We start from the raw sequence: 14,755 nt of genomic DNA on the forward strand, positions 1-14,755 counted from the left end.
TTTCGGTGACGGAGTTGGACGAGCGGGGTTCGCGGCTGAGCCTCGATCCGGCCGCGGCGCGCAAGCTCGCCACGACGACCAAGACGGCTCCGCAGATGCGGGAGATCTCCCCGCGCTGGCTGCTGCGCGCGCTGCCGTGGGTGGAGCTCGCGGCCGGCGCCTACCGGGTGAACCGCCGGCTCACCTACGCCGCCGGCGGCGGGCGCGTGTGTTTCACGCACACGGGCGCGCGGCTGCGGGTGGTGCCGCCGAGCCTGACCGAACTGCCGCTGCTCCACGGGTACGGCGACCGTACCGTGCTGGAGACCCTGGCCGGGCTGTTCGAGCAGCGTGAGTACGCGCGCGGCGAGGCGATCGTGCGGGAGGGCGAGCCGGCCGGCGAGCTCGTCCTCCTCGCGTACGGCATGGCCGCCAAGGTGCAGGCGGGCACGTACGGCGACAGCCTGGTGCGGGCCAGGCTGTCGGCGGGCGACCATGTCGGGGCGGAGCTGCCGCAGCCGCCGCCGCGATGGGCGTTCACCCTGGAGGCCGGCACCACCTGCACGGTGCTGGCCCTGCCCTGGCAGGCGCTGCGCGACCTCGCCCAGCGGGCGCCGTCGCTGCGCGAGCAGGTCGAGCTGCACCGGGCCCGGCTCGCCGAGCCCAGCACCAAGCACGGCGAGGCGACGATCGCGCTGGCGTCCGGCCACCGGGGTGAGCCCGTGCTGCCGGGCACGTTCGTCGACTACGACCCTGGGCCGCGCGAGTACGAGCTGAGCGCGTCCCAGGCGGTGCTGCGGGTGCACACCAGGGTCGCCGACCTGTTCAGCGACCCGATGGACCAGGCGGAGGAGCAGATCAGGCTGACCGTCGAGGCCGTCCGCGAGGCGCAGGAGCGCGAGCTGGTCAACAACCGCGACTTCGGGCTGCTGCACAGCGCCGACCCGGCGCAGCGGCTGACCACGCGCTCCGGGCCGCCCACCCCGGCCGACCTGGACGATCTGCTCTGCCGCCGGAGGAAGACCCGCTACCTGGTGGCCCACCCGCTGGCCATCGCGGCGTTCGGCAGGCAGTGCAGCGCCTCCGGCGTCTATCTGGACAGCGTCGAGCTGGACGGGAGCAGGCTGACCGCGTGGCGGGGCGTGCCCATCCTGCCCTGCGACAAGATCCCGGTGAGCGGGGCGGGCACCAGCTCGATCCTCGCGTTCCGGACCGGCGAAGAGGATCAAGGGGTCGTCGGCCTGCACCAGACCGGCGTCCCCGACGAGTACCGGCCCGGCCTCAGCGTGCGGGTGATGGGCATCGACGAGCGGGCGGTCACCACCTACCTCGTCAGCGCCTACTACTCCGCCGCCGTTCTCGTCCCCGACGCGCTCGGGGTGCTCGGGGACGTCGAGGTCTACGGCTGATGACCCTGACCACACGAGTGGAGTGACGATGGCGCAGCCCTTCGAACTGCCTGACTTCTACCTGCCGTACCCGGCGCGGCTCAACCCCCACGTCGAGCAGGCTCGCTCGCATGCCAAGCAGTGGGCCCGGGCGATGGGCATGCTGGAGGGCTCCGGCATCTGGGAGGAGAAGGATCTCGACGCCCACGACTACGCGCTGCTGTGCGCGTACACCCATCCTGACTGCGACGGACCCGAGCTCAGCCTGATCACGGACTGGTACGTGTGGGTGTTCTTCTTCGACGACCACTTCCTTGAGGTGTTCAAGCGGCCGGGTGACCGTGAGGGCGGTAAGGCCTATCTGGACCGGTTGCCCGCGTTCATGCCGATGGAGCCGGGCGCGGAGACGCCCGAGCCGGTCAACCCGGTCGAGGCCGGGCTGGCCGACCTGTGGGCGCGCACGGTGCCCGGCACGTCCGCCGACTGGCGGGCGCGCTTCGCGGAGAGCACCCGCAACCTGCTGAACGAGTCGCTGTGGGAGCTGTCCAACATCAACGCGGGCCGGGTGCCGAACCCGGTCGAGTACATCGAGATGCGGCGCAAGGTGGGCGGCGCGCCCTGGTCGGCGGGCCTGGTCGAGCACGCCGTGGGCGCCGAGGTGCCGGCCGTGATCGCCGGGTCGCGGCCGATGCGGGTGCTGCGTGACGCCTTCTCCGACGGGGTGCACCTGCGCAACGACCTGTTCTCCTACCAGCGCGAGACCGGCGAGGAGGGCGAGCTGAGCAATGGCGTGCTGGTGCTGGAGACGTTCCTCGGCTGCACCACCCAGGAGGCCGCCGACGCCGTCAACGACCTGCTCACCTCGCGACTCCAGCAGTTCGAGCACACCACGCTCACCGAGCTCGGCCCGCTGTTCGCCGAGCACGCCCTGGACCCGCTCAGCTGCGTGGGCGTGCTGGCCTACGTCAAGGGTCTGCAGGACTGGCAGTCGGGCGGCCACGAGTGGCACATGCGCTCCAGCCGCTACATGAACAAGCAGGCGCGCTCCACCCCCGCCCTGGGCACGAAGTCGATCGTCGACCTGCTCGGCGCGAAGCGGATCCGCGCCTACGCGTACGTCCCCCACCAGCATGTCGGCCCCACCCAGGTGCCGGAGCTGTACATGCCCTTCGAGCCGAAGCTGTCCCCGCACCTCGACGCCGCCCGCCGCAACGTGGTCGACTGGGCACACCGGATGGGCATCCTCGAAGCCCAGCCGGGCGTCACCGGCTCGGCCGTCTGGGACGAGGCGAAGCTCATCGACTACGACCTGCCGCTCTGCGCGGCGGGCATCCACCCCGACGCCTCGCCGGAGGAGCTCGACATCTCCTCGGCCTGGCTCGCCTGGGGCACCTACGGCGACGACTTCTTCCCCGTGGTGTTCGGCCGCACCCGCAACCTCGCCGCCGCCCGCGCCACCGTGGACCGGCTGTCGGCGTTCATGCCGCTCGACGCCGCCACCTTCCCCGTGCCGGCCAGCCCGCTCGAATGCTCGCTCGCCGACCTGTGGCGCCGCTCGGCCGGGCCGATGGAGCCACGGGCCCGGCGTACGTTCCGCGAGGCGATCGAGAAGATGGCCGTGAGCTGGCTGTGGGAGCTGGCCAACCAGGCGGAGAACCGCATCCCCGACCCGGTCGACTATGTCGAGATGCGCCGGCTGACCTTCGGCTCGGATCTCACCATGGCCCTGTGCCGGCTGGCCCGCGCCGGCACGATCCCGCAGGAGGTCTACGACAGCGGCCCGATGCGCTCGCTGGAGAACTCGGCCCAGGACTACGCCGCCCTGCTCAACGACGTCTACTCGTACCAGAAGGAGATCGAGTACGAGGGCGAGGTGCACAACGGTGTGCTGGTGGTGCAGTCCTTCTTCGGCTGCGACCATCTGACCGGGCTCAAGATCATCGTCGATCTCATGGGGTCACGGATGCGGCAGTTCCAGCACGTGGCCGCGAACGAGCTGCCCGTCCTGTACGACGATCTCGGCCTCGGCGAGGAGGCCAGGCAGGCGCTCGCCGGCTACGTGCGGGAGCTGGAGAACTGGATGTCGGGCATCCTCGTCTGGCACCGCGACTGCTTCCGGTACGACGAGGAGTCGCTGCGCCGGCACCATCGGCCGCCCCGGGGACGGCTGACCGGACCGACCGGGCTGGGCACCTCGGCCGCGCTGGTCGTCCAGCCGGTCGTCCAGCCGCTCGTCCAGCCGGCCGGTCGTCCCGCTAGCTGAGCGCCTGCTGGTGGGCGTCGTGGAACCAGCCCACCAGCTCCAGCAGCCTTCTCTGGAACGGCGTGACGTTGTGCAGCCGGATCCAGCGCTGCGCGGGGGGCAGGGTGGGCATCACGAGCACGCGGATGCCGGACAGGTCGATGAAGGTCAGCGCGCCGGTGTCGACGTCGATGTGGGTGCTGCCCTGCCGGGACAGCTCCAGCGTGTGCGCCAGGGCGTGGCTGTTGGTGATGTCGATCTCGCCGGCGAGCGTCACGGCGGGAACGGGACGGGTGGCGCGCAGGATGACGCGGAGCTGCTCGTCCTCGTAGAGCAGCCGCTCCATGTCCGTCATCTGGCGCTCACCCCCCATCACGTCGAGTCCCGGGGGCTGTAGCCGCTGTGTCACGAGCGAATGCCCCCAGTCCGGAGGCGCTGTCGAAGGTGACCGCATCGGCAGTGACCGAGAACCAGATTACCTGGAAGTCATCTAGGAATGTGCTTTTCAGGAAGTAATGACCGAATTGCGAAGCTTTTATGGACTGGGACGGCTTTCCTACGCCGGGACGCCGGACGGCCCCGGCACGCGAGGTGCCGGGGCCGTCGGGGATGATCGGTGCGCTCTCCCGGTGGTGGTGGACCCCAACGCTCGGCCACGCGCTGGCACCCTGCGTCCAGGGTGTTCGCCAGGAAGGGGGCGTGGCCGGCGAGATGCCGTGGGGTCGTGCCACCCGGGGAGCGGCGCCCGCTCCTAGTGGTGGTGGTCGCGCGTCTTGAACTGGTTGCTCAGCAGGTCTGCGTCGACGTTCTGCAGGTTCAGCGCGCTGAGGATGTTGACGTACTTCACGGAGTCGTTCAGGACGTCATTGGCCAGGGTCACGTCGTCGATGACCGACCACTGGCTCAGGACCTCGTAGCCCTTGTTGACCGTGCCGGGGCCGACTTCGGCCGAGGCCGCGGTGGCGGAGAGGCCGAGCATAATCCCGGCCATGGCGGCACCGGCGAGGATACGACGCATCATTTGTGTACTACTCCTTCGGATGGAATCCGCGCGAGGATGCGCTTCATCGTGCTCACTGGGAATCGAGATGCCGCCGACAACAATCCAGCATCCCGGGCAGGACCCACAAGCCATTGGGCCCAAACATAAGTAAAAAACGAATTCCCGTTCCCGAGGATTTCCAGCCCACCCCCCATGCCCGGATTTTTCGGCATATGTCGGGCCGCTTGTGCCTGTTATTTTTCATGTTATGGCCACATGCGGATCCAGCCTCACCAAAGGGTGTTTTATCGCCATTGGCGGGGAGGAAAATGCAGAGTGAACGTCTCTATGGGCGCCTGGCCGGCAAGGGGTGGGCGCGAAACGAGTAACAGAAGCGGTGAATAGCCATGCGGATAGCAAGAACGCTTATCCTGATGGCCATGACAGGCGGCTGGTTCACGTTCCCGGAAATAATCGGTCCGACCGCCGTGATGGCCCGCTGCGCATATCAGGACGAGGCGCGATGCGGATCGAACTATTCGAATGCGACCGGGCGGATGCGTTATGCCGCCGGCGGTATGGCGCTGCGGGCGGCGATGGAAATGGTCGGGGTCCCCTACTCGTGGGGCGGTGGCGGGGTGCACGGGCCGAGTCGTGGAGTCGGCCGTGGCGCCGGGACCCGGGGATTCGACTGCTCCGGTTTGACGCAGTACGCCTGGGCGAGCGCCGGCGTCCTGATCGGCCGCACCACATGGCAGCAGTGGCGCCAGGGCACCCGCGTGCCGAGGGAGCGACTGCGACCGGGAGATCTGGTCTTCTACGACAGTGACCCCGGCCGGCGTGGCCCCGAGCACGTCGGACTGGTCGTGGACGCCGAGCGGATGGTCAACGCCCCCTTCACCGGGGCGTCGGTGCGGGTGGAGCCGCTGGACAGGCCGACCTTCCTGGGAGTGGTCAGGCCCGGCGGCACGGAATAGGGACGGGCCCGGGTCACCTGCTCTTGAGTCAGGTCACCCGGGCCGCCCGCCGGCCGGCCGGACGGTGCGCACCGAGCGGCCCGTGGCCTCGAGTATCCACGGTCGCTTTTCCGGAAATCACCTCACGCGGTCAAACGTGAGACGGACCTGGCCGGCGGTTCACCGGTGTCGACCGGTGAGCTGGGCGCGACTTCTCGCGTGCTTTCGCCGCGGAAGGGCCTAGTGGTGGTGGTCGAAGGTGTCCTTCTGGTTGGTCAGCAGGTCCAGGTCGATGTTCTGCAGGTTTCCGATGGTGCCGACGTTGATGTACTTGATCGAGTCGTTGGCGACGTCGTTGAGCACCGTGACGTCGTCGATGATGCTGAACTGGCTGAGCACTGCATAGCCGTCGTTGAGAGTGCCCGGGCCGACAGTGGCCGAGGCGGCACTGGCAGAGAAGCCGAGCGCGACCCCCACGATGGCTGCACCGGCGAGAATGCGACGGATCATGTTCTGTATCCTCCATTGATCGGCGCGGTATTCCAGCGCCATAGTCGTTTCTGCAGGGCTGTGAGGTGCCGCCAATTACTGTCCCGGCAGCGGCCCAGTACCGCAACTGATTCTTCTCAGGCCGAGGTCAAGGAGCCACCTCGTTTTCTTGGTCTACGGATTTCAGGAGCCGCTGAACGGGTACGCCCATACGCCGTCCCGGCCGCTGTCGAAAAGGCATTCATTTGGCCTGCCGCGAGAATGACGTAGCCGTTCCAGAACCTCCGGTTAGGCAATGATCAACCGGCTCTTTGGGAAACGCGCGGGCGTACTACGCCTGGGGGTGTAGCCGGAGAACCGCCCGTAGACCGACGTGCGTACGGCTCCGGCCGGCCACGATGGCCAGGAGATCGGCGAACACGGAGGTAATGATGAGCGCCATGCGGCCGCGCGTTCGCAAGACCGTGGTGGCGATCCACATTGTCGCCTCGGTGGCTTTGCTGGGTGAGGTGTGGGGACTGGTCGTGCTGAATACCGCGGCGACGCTCACCGACGATCCCGGTCTCGCGCACGCGGCTTATCTGCTGATGCCCGCGCTGGTGTTCGCCGGCGGGATCCCGCTCAGCCTGGTCTCGCTGGTCACCGGTGTCCTGCTCGGCCTGACCAGCCACTGGGGGCTGCTGCGGCACGTCTGGGTGGCGGCCAAGCTGGCGCTGCTGGTGGCGACGATCTGCCTGGGGATGTTCCTGTTCGACCCCGAGGGCATGGCCGCGGCCACCGAGGGCGGGATCCGGGCCGCGACCACGCGGCAGTGGGGGCAGGTCGCCGTGCTGGGCTGCCAGCTCGCCATGCTCCTGACCTCGACGGCCCTGTCGGTCTTCAAGCCCCGCGCCCGCCTGTGGTCGGTCGATCCGGTTCAGAGCCGCTGAGAGGCGGTCGGTCGAGCCGGTCCAGGGCCGCTGAGAGGCAAGTCAGTCGAGCCGGTCCAGGGCCGCTGAGAGGCGGTGCAGGGCCTCCAGCGACTCCTGGAAGCCCTCCAGGCCCAGCTCGGCGGCGAGCCTGTCGGCGAGCTCCTGGTGGGCGGGGTCGATCTCGCTGATCGCCGCGCGGCCCTCGGGGGTGGGCCTGAGCAGCTTGGCCCGGCGGTGCGCGGGGTTGGGCAGATATTCGGCCAGGCCCTTCTCCACCAGCAGGTCGGCGATCCGCTGCACACCCTGGCGGGTCATGCCCATGGTCCTGGCGATGCCCGCGACGGGCAGCGGCTCGCGCAGGACCGCGCCGAGCACCTGCCACCAGGCCGCCGTCAGCCCGACCGTCCGGGACAGCCGCTCGGAGATCTCCAGGAACCGGCCGTTGAGCCGGAAGACGGCCAGCGCGGTGCCGGAGAGCAGGTCGCCCGAGGCCAGCGGCTCGCTCATGCCGACATCAGCACGTCGTAGGCGGAGGCGTCGCTCCTGGCGAACAGCCGGTACCACGCGTCGAGGACCTCGGGCGTGTAGACGCCGAGCCTGCGGAAGACCTCGCGGGCGAAGGCCACCGGCTCGGTGGGCCCGGCGGTGATCAGGTCGCCACCGGTGACCGCGTCCTGGTCGAGGTAGTGCCCCGCCCCCGCGTAGCCCTGCTGGGCCATCAGGTAGTGGACGACGGCGCTGGTGTGGTCGCGCTCGTCGAGCAGGCCTTCGCGGGCCAGACCGGCGACCGCTCCGCAGATGGCCGCGACGGGGACTCCCGCGTCGAGGAACTCGCGGGCCTTGCGGGCGAACGGCGCCAGGTCGTCGCCGGCGTCCCACAGGTCGGCGCCGGGCAGGATGAGCATCGCGCCGTCCTGCGGCGAAAGCCGGTCCAGCGTGCGGTCGGGGGTGACGCGCAGGCCCCCCATGCTGACGATCGGCCCAGTGATCGGCCCTGCGGTGAGCCCCACGGTGACGATCGCGTAGCCGCCCGGCTCGCGGTGGAAGCGGCCGCTGCGGAGATGGGCGGTCGCGTGGCCGACCTCCCAATCGGCCATGGTGTCGTAAACGCCGACCAGGACCGTCTTCTTCGTTTCACTCATGACAGTATGTTGTCATTTAGACAGTATGTTGTCAACTCATTCCCGTGCGAGGATAGAGCCCATGGCAGAGATCGTCGGCGGAGGACATCCGGTCAACGACGCCGAGCGGCGGGTGATCTCCCACTTGCGGGATCAGGCGCCGGCCGAATGGCTGCTGCTGCACAACGTCGAGGTTCCGCGCGGCGAGGACGTCTTCGAGGTCGACCTGCTCGTGCTGACCGGCCACTCGCTCGTGCTGGTCGACGTCAAGGGCACCCGTGGCCGCATCGAGGTGTCGGGATCGCGCTGGTTCCCCTCCCGCAGGGAGGCCTTCGGCTCTCCGGCGACCAAGCTGCGCGGCACCGCCAAGGCGCTCAAGGGCCTGCTCGTCTCCAAGGCCACCCAGCTCGAACGGGTCTACGTCGACAGCCTGGTGGTGCTCACCTCACCCGACGCCGAGCTCGTCGACCCGGCGGGGCGCGACGCCGCCAACGCCACCGACCTGCCACGGCTGATCACCACGCTGAGCGACGTCTCCCGGGTCAGGCGGGGATGCAGTCCCGACGCCAGACCGTACATGACGGCCATTCTCGACGCGCTCAACCAGACCGTGCGGCGCAGCACCGCGCCCCCCAGGTTCGGCAACTGGGAGGTCCAGGAGCGACTCGGCGGCGACGCCAAGACCACCGAATACCGCGCCTTCAACGTCACCCTGCCCGGCAGCGAGACCGTGCTGCTGCGGGTCTACCAAGCCGACCCGCTGGCCGACCAGGCCGGGCGGGCCGCGGAGCGGCAGCGGATCGCCAACGCCTACCAGACGCTCGCCAGGATCCCGCCCCACCCGTGCGTGGTGCGCTCGCGTGACTTCTTCGCCATCGACGACGAGAGCCGGTTCGTGCTGGTGCTCGACGACGTGCACGGGCAGGCGCTGCACCTGCGCCTGGGCAAGGGGGTGCGGCTGAGCGTGATCCAGGACATGCTCGGCGGCCTGGCCCACGCGCACGCCCACGGCGTCATCCACCGCGCGCTCACCCCGGCCAGCGTGCTGGTGACCGACGACGGGCACGCCGTCCTCACCGGCTTCGACTACGCCAAGCCCGGCCCGCGCGACTACACCGTGGCCCACGAGCTGCACAACGTGCTCGACGCCCACTACGTCGCGCCCGAGTGCCAGGAGCGGCCCGACCGGATGACCGCCGCCTCCGACGTCTACGCCGCCGGCGTGATCGCCTACCAGCTGCTCACCGGCGAGCTGCCGACCAGCCCCGACGTCCACGGTCCCGACGTGCCCGAGGTGGTGCGCCGGATGCTCGACCACTCCCCGGCCAAGCGCCCGAGCGCCGCGGAGTCCCTGGCCGCCCTCCAGGGGGCCGCCCAGGAGTCCCGGTTCCGGCGCCTGCTGCGCCGCTTCGTGTCCAGGGGATAGGCCAGTGTCCCGGGGATAGGTCACACGGGCGTGCTCACACGGGCAGTGCGCGGCGCAGCTCGCTGGCGTGCTTGAGGTAGTCGAGGGCCAATCCGGTACGGCCGGCCGAGCGGTGCAGCTCGCCCAGCAGCTGGGTGGTGGAGGCCTCGCCGCTGCGGTCCCCCAGCTCCTGGAAGACCAGCAGCGAGCGTTCCAGCCCGGCGGAGGCCGGCGCCAGCTCGCCGCGCGCCACCTGCAGCCCCGCCAGGCTCTGCAGCGCGTACGCCCCGCAGTGCCGGTCGCCGAGCGACTCGAAGATCTCCAGCGCGTGCCGGTGGAAGGACATGGCCTGGTGCAGGTTGCCCATCTGGAGGCAGACGCAGCCCTCGCGGTGCGCGTCGCCGAGCTCCTGGGCCAGCCGCATGGCCTGGCCGAGTGACTCCGACGCCTGGGCGAGGTCGCCGGACTTCAGGCAGGCGCGGCCGATCGCCTGCCGGGCGAAGGCCTCGCCGTGCTGGTCCCCGGCCGCCAGGAACATGGCCAGGGCCTGCCTGAAGTGGCCGAGCGAGCGAGCCTGGCCGCCACGGAACTGGCTGACCGCGCCCAGCCCGCAGACCGAGGTGGCCTCCGCCCGCGTGTCGCCCAGCTCGCGGAACAGCCGTCGGGAGCGGGTGAAGCCGTCGGTGGCCTCTTCGTACCGGTCCTGGTAGAGGGCGACCTGTGCCAGGCCCCTGAGCATGGCGGCCTCGCCATAGGTGTCGCCCGCCGCGCGCGCGGCGGCCAGCGCGACGCCGTGCGTGCGCTGCCAGGTGTCCAGGTGGCAGTGCAGATCGAGGTACGGGACCATGGCGGCGGCCAGTCCCCATGCCGAGGCGGCCAGCCCCGCCTGTGCCGCCACGTCGACCGCCGCGGCGAGGGCGTCGTGCTCGGCGTCGAACCAGGACAGCGGGTCCGAGGTCAGCCGCTCCAGCGTGGGCTCGGGCAGCCGCCAGCGGGGCACGACCGCCGTGGTGAGGCTGAAGACCGTGGTCGGCAGGCGTTCCATGGCGTGTTCGGTGGTCGCGGTCCAGGCGGCCAGCACCCTGGCCAGGCCGGCCCGGTCGGGCTCGCGGCCGAGCGCGTGGCGGCGGATCAGGTCGGGCACCCGATAGCGCGGCTGGCCCACCGGGTCGGTGCCGGCCAGCTCCAGCAGGTTCACGTCCACCAGCAGGTCGGTGATGTCGTCGGCGCGCTGCCGGTCGAGCGCGGGGCCGACCACCCAGCCCGGCTGGGCGGACGCGCCGAGCAGGCCCAGGGTGCCCAGGGTGCTGGCCGCGTCGTCCGGCAGGTAGCGGTAGCTGCGGTCGAGGCTGGCCCGCACCTCCTTCAGCTCGCCGAGCCGGTCGTCGGTGAGCCGCTGCCTGAGCACCGCCAGCGACCAGCCGGGCCGTCCCGCCAGCCGTGCGCCCGCGCTCCTGAGCGCCAGCGGCAGCCCTCCGCAGGCGGACACGATGGCCAGGGCCTCCTCGCGCTCGCGGGCCACCCGGCCGGCGCCCGCGATCCGGCCGAGGAGCAGCAGCGCCTCCTCGGCCGGCAGCTCGCCCAGGTCGATCTGCAGGGCGCCGGGCAGCTCGGTGATCCGGCGCCTGCTGGTGACGATCACGGCGCAGTCGTTGCCCGGCAGCAGTGGCCGTACCTGGGCCGCGTCCAGCGCCTCGTCGAGCAGCATCAGCATCGGCCGCTCGGCGAGCAGCGAGCGGAGCAGGGCCGTTCGTTCATGCACCGTGGCGGGCGGGCTGTCGGCGCCGAGCGCGCGGAGCGCCTCGGCCAGCAGCTCGGCCGGCTCCTTGCCGTCGAGGTCGAGGTAGAGCTGCCCGGCGGGGAAGCGGCCGCGCAGGGCGTGCGCGGCGTGGACGGCGAGGGTGGACTTGCCGGCGCCCGGCGCCCCGGAGATCACCGCGATCGTGAACGGCCGGGCCAGCGCGGCCAGCTCCTCGCTCCGGCCGGTGAAGTCGGGCACGTCCGGTGGGAGCTGGTGGGGCACCGGGGGCGGGGGCTCGTCGGCGAGGATCGTCTCATAGGCGCGGCGCAGGTCCGCACCGGGCTCGACGCCGAGCTCGTCCACCAGCCGGGCGCGGACGGCCGCGTACGCCCGCAGCGCCTCGGCCTTCCTGCCGCCGGCGTGCAGGGCGAGCAGCAGCCGGCCCCACAGGTCCTCCCGGTACGGGTGCTCGGTCAGCAGGGCTCGCAGTTCGCTGACCGCGCCGGCGTGGTCCCCGCGTTCGACGCGTCGGCCGATGAGCCGCTCGGCGGCGTGTAAGCGCATCTCCTGCAGGGGTTCGAGGCGGCGGTCCCACAGGGGGTGGCCGGGCAGGTCGGCCAGGGGCGCGCCCCGCCAGAGCGCGAGCGCGTCCTCGTAGCGGGCCCGGCCCGCCAGGTCCTCGAAGGTCAGCAGGTCGAGATCGCCCTCCGGCACGTCGATGGCGTAGCCCGAGCCGTCGCCCCGCAGCAGGTTCGCGGCGCCGGGATCGGCTCCGGCCAGGTCGGACCGGAGCGAGCTGACGTAGGTGCGCAGGTTGGCCTGCGCGGAGCGTGGCGGGTGCCGTGGCCAGAGCACCTCCACCAGCTGGTCGGCGCTGACCACCCGACCGGCGTCGAGCAGCAGTGTGGCGAGCAGCAGCTTGGGCTTCCTGCCGGAGACACGGACGGCTCGCCCCGCCGACCGGACTTCCAGCGCTCCGAGCACACGAAAGGTGACCGTCATGACGCACCAGCTCCTTTTGGAGGCCTGACAGCTTTTTGTACCGGTTCTGGACGTTTTCTGTGCGGCTTATCCCGACTCTGGTGCCAGAGATCCCTCCCGAAAGGATCACCCCCATGAGGTTCAGCGGCGCAATGGTCGCGGGCATCGCCCTGTTCGTCAGCCTCGGAACGGTGTCGGCGGCCTCCGCAGACCGTGAGGCCGGATCGGAGCAGGCGCGGATTCTCGCCACGAACTTCCAACTGCCCTTCCCCTGCGGCCAGAGCTGGACGGGCAACTCCGACCAGAGCAGCGCGCACCGGTCGTACGAGATCGACTTCAACCGGGGCGGTTCGGCCAACGCCGACCTCGGCGACACCGTCGTGGCGGCCGCGGCCGGCACCGTGTCCATCTCCGCGCACCAGGGCTCGACCAACGGTTTCGGCAACCTGGTCAAGATCGACCACGGCAGTGGCTGGACCACGTACTACGCCCACCTGGACGCCCGCTCCGTCAGCGTGGGCCAGAGCGTCTCGCAGGGCCAGCAGATCGGCACCGTGGGCCGGACCAGCAGGCCCGGCAACAACATCAGCGCCCACCTGCACTACGAGGTCCGGCAGGGCTCCGGCTACCCGGGCAACATCCGCCAGGCCGTCTTCAACGGCACCACCTTCGGCTATCCGAACCAGACGCTGACCTCGCGCAACTGCGGCGGCGCGAGCAACCCGTACACGCCCGCGGAGGTCTGCGGCTCCGGCTACAGCGTGATCGACTCGGCCGCCCTCGGCTCGGCCGGCACGGTCTACCTGCTCTACAACACCGCCAACGGCAGGAACTGCGTGGTCACGATGAAGCAGACCTCGCTCGGCCAGGCCACCGCCACCTCCGCCTACCTGGAGGTCCAGGGCGGCACCAGGCAGACCGACGCCGGCGACTACTCCTACTACGCCGGGCCCGTCACCGCCGCCGCGCCAGGCACGTGCGTCAAGTGGGGCGGCAAGGTCGGCGCCGCCGCCTACGACAGCCCCTTCGAGCACTGCGGCAGCTAGCGAACCCCGCCAACCGTCCTGAGGAGCACAGCGGATCGTGAAAGCCAAGATCCTGATCGTCGCCGGACTGCTCGTCATGTCCGGTCAGCAGGCCGCCCAGGCGGCGGAGACTCCCCTGTCCGACGCCTTCGACAAGGCCGCCGCCACCTACGACGTGCCACGCGACCTGCTCGTGGCGGTCGCCTACGCCGAGTCCCGGCTCGACGGCCACGCCGGCGAGCCCAGCGCCAGCGGCGGCTACGGCGTCATGCACCTGGTCAGCAACCCCGCCACGCACACCCTGGAGGAGGCCGCCAAGCTCACCGCCAAGCCGGTGGCCGAGCTGAAGTCCGACGACGCCGCCAACGTGCTCGGCGGCGCGGCCGTGCTGCGCGCCCAGGCCGACGCCCTCGGGCTGAGCGCCGCCGAGCGCAAGGACGCCGGCGCCTGGTACCCCACGGTGGCCGCCTACAGCCACGCCGCCGCCGACGACACGGCCAAGATCTACGCCGACGCCGTCTACGAGACCCTGGCCGGCGGGGTCGACGCCCGGGGCGTACGGGTCAAGCCGCAGGCCGTCGATCCCGACCTGGGCGAGTACGCCGAGGCTCCGCGCAGGCTGGCGGCGGCCACGGACTATCCGGGCGCCCGCTGGGTCGCGGCGAACGCCGCCGGGTACGCGGTGTCCAACCGCCCGGCGGGTGACGCGATCGACCGGATCGTCATCCACGTCGCGCAGGGTACGTACGCGGGCACGATCTCGTGGTTCCAGAACCCGGCGGCCAGGGTGGCCTCGCACTACGTGGTGCGCTCGTCCGACGGGCAGATCACGCAGATGGTGCGGGAGAAGGACCGCGCCTTCCACGCCGGCGACTACAACAGGCGCTCGGTCGGCATCGAGCACGAGGGCTACGTGAACAACGCCTCGTGGTTCACCGACCAGATGTACCGGGCCTCGGCGGCGCTGACCCGGAACATCGCCGACAGGTACGGCATCCCGAAGAACCGCACGCACATCGTCGGCCACGTCCAGGTGCCCGGCACCGACCACACCGATCCCGGCCCGCACTGGAACTGGACCACGTACATGAACTACGTGACCAACGGCGGCGGCGGTAACCCGCACACCCCCGAGGAGGTCTGCGGCAGCGGCTTCAAGGTGATCGACTCGGCCGCCCTCGGCACGGCGGGCACGGTCCACCTGCTCTACAACACCGCCAACGGCCAGAACTGCGTGGCCACGATGAAGCTGACCTCACTCGGCCAGGCCACCGCCACCTCCGCCTACCTGGAGGTCCAGGGCAGCGCGAGGAAGACCGACTCGGGCGACTTCTCCTACTACGCCGGACCGGTCAAGGCCACGGCCCCCGGCACGTGCGTCAAGTGGGGCGGCAAGGCCGGCGCCTCGGCCTACGACAGCCCCTTCGAGCACTGCGGCAGCTAGTGGCCTGTCACTCAACGTCGGTCGGGTAATTGATCTCTGGGCGGTGGACCCGGCAGGCTGGCTACTTCCCTAATGAGGAGGTGGTCATGGC

General features: G+C 70.7%; 13 protein-coding genes. 7 read left to right on the top strand and 6 right to left on the bottom strand.

The genetic code is table 11. The annotated features are described in order from the left end of the window. Positions 1-5 precede the first annotated feature (5 nt). Positions 6-1,388, top strand: a complete 1,383-nt coding sequence (locus ACIBQX_RS23425; RefSeq protein ID WP_397007802.1) for a family 2B encapsulin nanocompartment shell protein — start codon at positions 6-8, stop codon at positions 1,386-1,388. 28 nt (positions 1,389-1,416) lie between these two features. Further along, positions 1,417-3,630: a germacradienol/geosmin synthase gene (locus tag ACIBQX_RS23430; protein WP_397007804.1), complete on the top strand. Its 2,214-nt coding sequence runs from the start codon at positions 1,417-1,419 to the stop codon at positions 3,628-3,630. Here ACIBQX_RS23430 and ACIBQX_RS23435 read toward each other — a convergent pair. Next, positions 3,623-3,964 carry an STAS domain-containing protein gene (locus tag ACIBQX_RS23435; RefSeq protein WP_397007806.1) on the bottom strand — a complete coding sequence of 114 codons (342 nt, stop codon included), beginning with the start codon at positions 3,962-3,964 and terminating at the stop codon, positions 3,623-3,625. The two genes, ACIBQX_RS23430 and ACIBQX_RS23435, sit on opposite strands and share 8 nt — an antisense overlap. A 396-nt stretch (positions 3,965-4,360) precedes the next feature. Next, positions 4,361-4,630 carry a hypothetical protein gene (locus ACIBQX_RS23440; protein WP_397007808.1) on the bottom strand — a complete coding sequence of 90 codons (270 nt, stop codon included), beginning with the start codon at positions 4,628-4,630 and terminating at the stop codon, positions 4,361-4,363. A 518-nt stretch (positions 4,631-5,148) separates the two neighbouring features. Between ACIBQX_RS23440 and ACIBQX_RS23445 the strand changes: the two genes are divergently transcribed. After that, positions 5,149-5,568, top strand: a complete 420-nt coding sequence (locus ACIBQX_RS23445) for a C40 family peptidase (RefSeq protein WP_397007810.1) — start codon at positions 5,149-5,151, stop codon at positions 5,566-5,568. 219 nt (positions 5,569-5,787) lie between these two features. Here ACIBQX_RS23445 and ACIBQX_RS23450 read toward each other — a convergent pair whose 3' ends face one another. Next, the gene (locus tag ACIBQX_RS23450) at positions 5,788-6,099 is read right to left on the bottom strand and encodes a hypothetical protein (RefSeq protein WP_397007812.1); all 312 of its coding nucleotides are present in this window, start codon (positions 6,097-6,099) and stop codon (positions 5,788-5,790) included. A gap of 377 nt (positions 6,100-6,476) precedes the next feature. Here ACIBQX_RS23450 and ACIBQX_RS23455 point away from each other — a divergent pair, with 377 nt between their 5' ends. Then, positions 6,477-6,965 carry a hypothetical protein gene (locus ACIBQX_RS23455; RefSeq protein WP_397007814.1) on the top strand — a complete coding sequence of 163 codons (489 nt, stop codon included), beginning with the start codon at positions 6,477-6,479 and terminating at the stop codon, positions 6,963-6,965. Positions 6,966-7,007: 42 nt separating this feature from the next. Here ACIBQX_RS23455 and ACIBQX_RS23460 read toward each other — a convergent pair whose 3' ends face one another. Both ACIBQX_RS23460 and ACIBQX_RS23465 read right to left on the bottom strand, forming a co-directional pair. Continuing rightward, positions 7,008-7,454: a MarR family winged helix-turn-helix transcriptional regulator gene (locus ACIBQX_RS23460; RefSeq protein ID WP_397007816.1), complete on the bottom strand. Its 447-nt coding sequence runs from the start codon at positions 7,452-7,454 to the stop codon at positions 7,008-7,010. After that, entirely contained in the window at positions 7,451-8,089 is a 639-nt protein-coding gene (locus ACIBQX_RS23465) for a DJ-1/PfpI family protein (protein ID WP_397007818.1), read from the bottom strand. The genes ACIBQX_RS23460 and ACIBQX_RS23465 overlap by 4 nt, the downstream gene beginning before the upstream one ends. A gap of 61 nt (positions 8,090-8,150) precedes the next feature. Here ACIBQX_RS23465 and ACIBQX_RS23470 point away from each other — a divergent pair, with 61 nt between their 5' ends. After that, a complete protein-coding gene (locus ACIBQX_RS23470) occupies positions 8,151-9,494 on the top strand; it encodes an NERD domain-containing protein kinase family protein (RefSeq protein ID WP_397007820.1) in 1,344 nt (447 codons plus the stop codon). Between the two features lie 34 nt (positions 9,495-9,528). Here the strand turns inward: ACIBQX_RS23470 and ACIBQX_RS23475 are convergent, their stop codons facing one another. Continuing rightward, positions 9,529-12,216 carry a BTAD domain-containing putative transcriptional regulator gene (locus ACIBQX_RS23475; RefSeq protein WP_397007822.1) on the bottom strand — a complete coding sequence of 896 codons (2,688 nt, stop codon included), beginning with the start codon at positions 12,214-12,216 and terminating at the stop codon, positions 9,529-9,531. 113 nt (positions 12,217-12,329) lie between these two features. Between ACIBQX_RS23475 and ACIBQX_RS23480 the strand changes: the two genes are divergently transcribed. Both ACIBQX_RS23480 and ACIBQX_RS23485 read left to right on the top strand, forming a co-directional pair. After that, entirely contained in the window at positions 12,330-13,241 is a 912-nt protein-coding gene (locus ACIBQX_RS23480; protein WP_397007824.1) for a M23 family metallopeptidase, read from the top strand. Positions 13,242-13,278: 37 nt separating this feature from the next. Then, positions 13,279-14,664 carry an N-acetylmuramoyl-L-alanine amidase gene (locus ACIBQX_RS23485; RefSeq protein ID WP_397007826.1) on the top strand — a complete coding sequence of 462 codons (1,386 nt, stop codon included), beginning with the start codon at positions 13,279-13,281 and terminating at the stop codon, positions 14,662-14,664. Positions 14,665-14,755: the final 91 nt, after the last annotated feature.

Origin of the sequence: Nonomuraea sp. NPDC049714 (genome assembly GCF_044465295.1) — a bacterium.
Classification (GTDB): Bacteria; Actinomycetota; Actinomycetes; order Streptosporangiales; family Streptosporangiaceae; genus Nonomuraea.

Excerpts from the sequence above, each read along its gene's own strand:
- ACIBQX_RS23460 (WP_397007816.1), bottom strand. The coding sequence starts at position 7,454 with ATGAGCGAGCCGCTGGCCTCGGGCGACCTGCTCTCCGGCACCGCGCTG.
- ACIBQX_RS23480 (WP_397007824.1), top strand. The coding sequence starts at position 12,330 with ATGAGGTTCAGCGGCGCAATGGTCGCGGGCATCGCCCTGTTCGTCAGC.
- ACIBQX_RS23435 (WP_397007806.1), bottom strand. The coding sequence starts at position 3,964 with ATGACGGACATGGAGCGGCTGCTCTACGAGGACGAGCAGCTCCGCGTC.
- ACIBQX_RS23465 (WP_397007818.1), bottom strand. The coding sequence starts at position 8,089 with ATGAGTGAAACGAAGAAGACGGTCCTGGTCGGCGTTTACGACACCATG.
- ACIBQX_RS23470 (WP_397007820.1), top strand. The coding sequence starts at position 8,151 with ATGGCAGAGATCGTCGGCGGAGGACATCCGGTCAACGACGCCGAGCGG.
- ACIBQX_RS23475 (WP_397007822.1), bottom strand. The coding sequence starts at position 12,216 with ATGACGGTCACCTTTCGTGTGCTCGGAGCGCTGGAAGTCCGGTCGGCG.
- ACIBQX_RS23430 (WP_397007804.1), top strand. The coding sequence starts at position 1,417 with ATGGCGCAGCCCTTCGAACTGCCTGACTTCTACCTGCCGTACCCGGCG.
- ACIBQX_RS23455 (WP_397007814.1), top strand. The coding sequence starts at position 6,477 with ATGCGGCCGCGCGTTCGCAAGACCGTGGTGGCGATCCACATTGTCGCC.
- ACIBQX_RS23450 (WP_397007812.1), bottom strand. The coding sequence starts at position 6,099 with ATGGCGCTGGAATACCGCGCCGATCAATGGAGGATACAGAACATGATC.
- ACIBQX_RS23440 (WP_397007808.1), bottom strand. The coding sequence starts at position 4,630 with ATGATGCGTCGTATCCTCGCCGGTGCCGCCATGGCCGGGATTATGCTC.
- ACIBQX_RS23445 (WP_397007810.1), top strand. The coding sequence starts at position 5,149 with ATGCGTTATGCCGCCGGCGGTATGGCGCTGCGGGCGGCGATGGAAATG.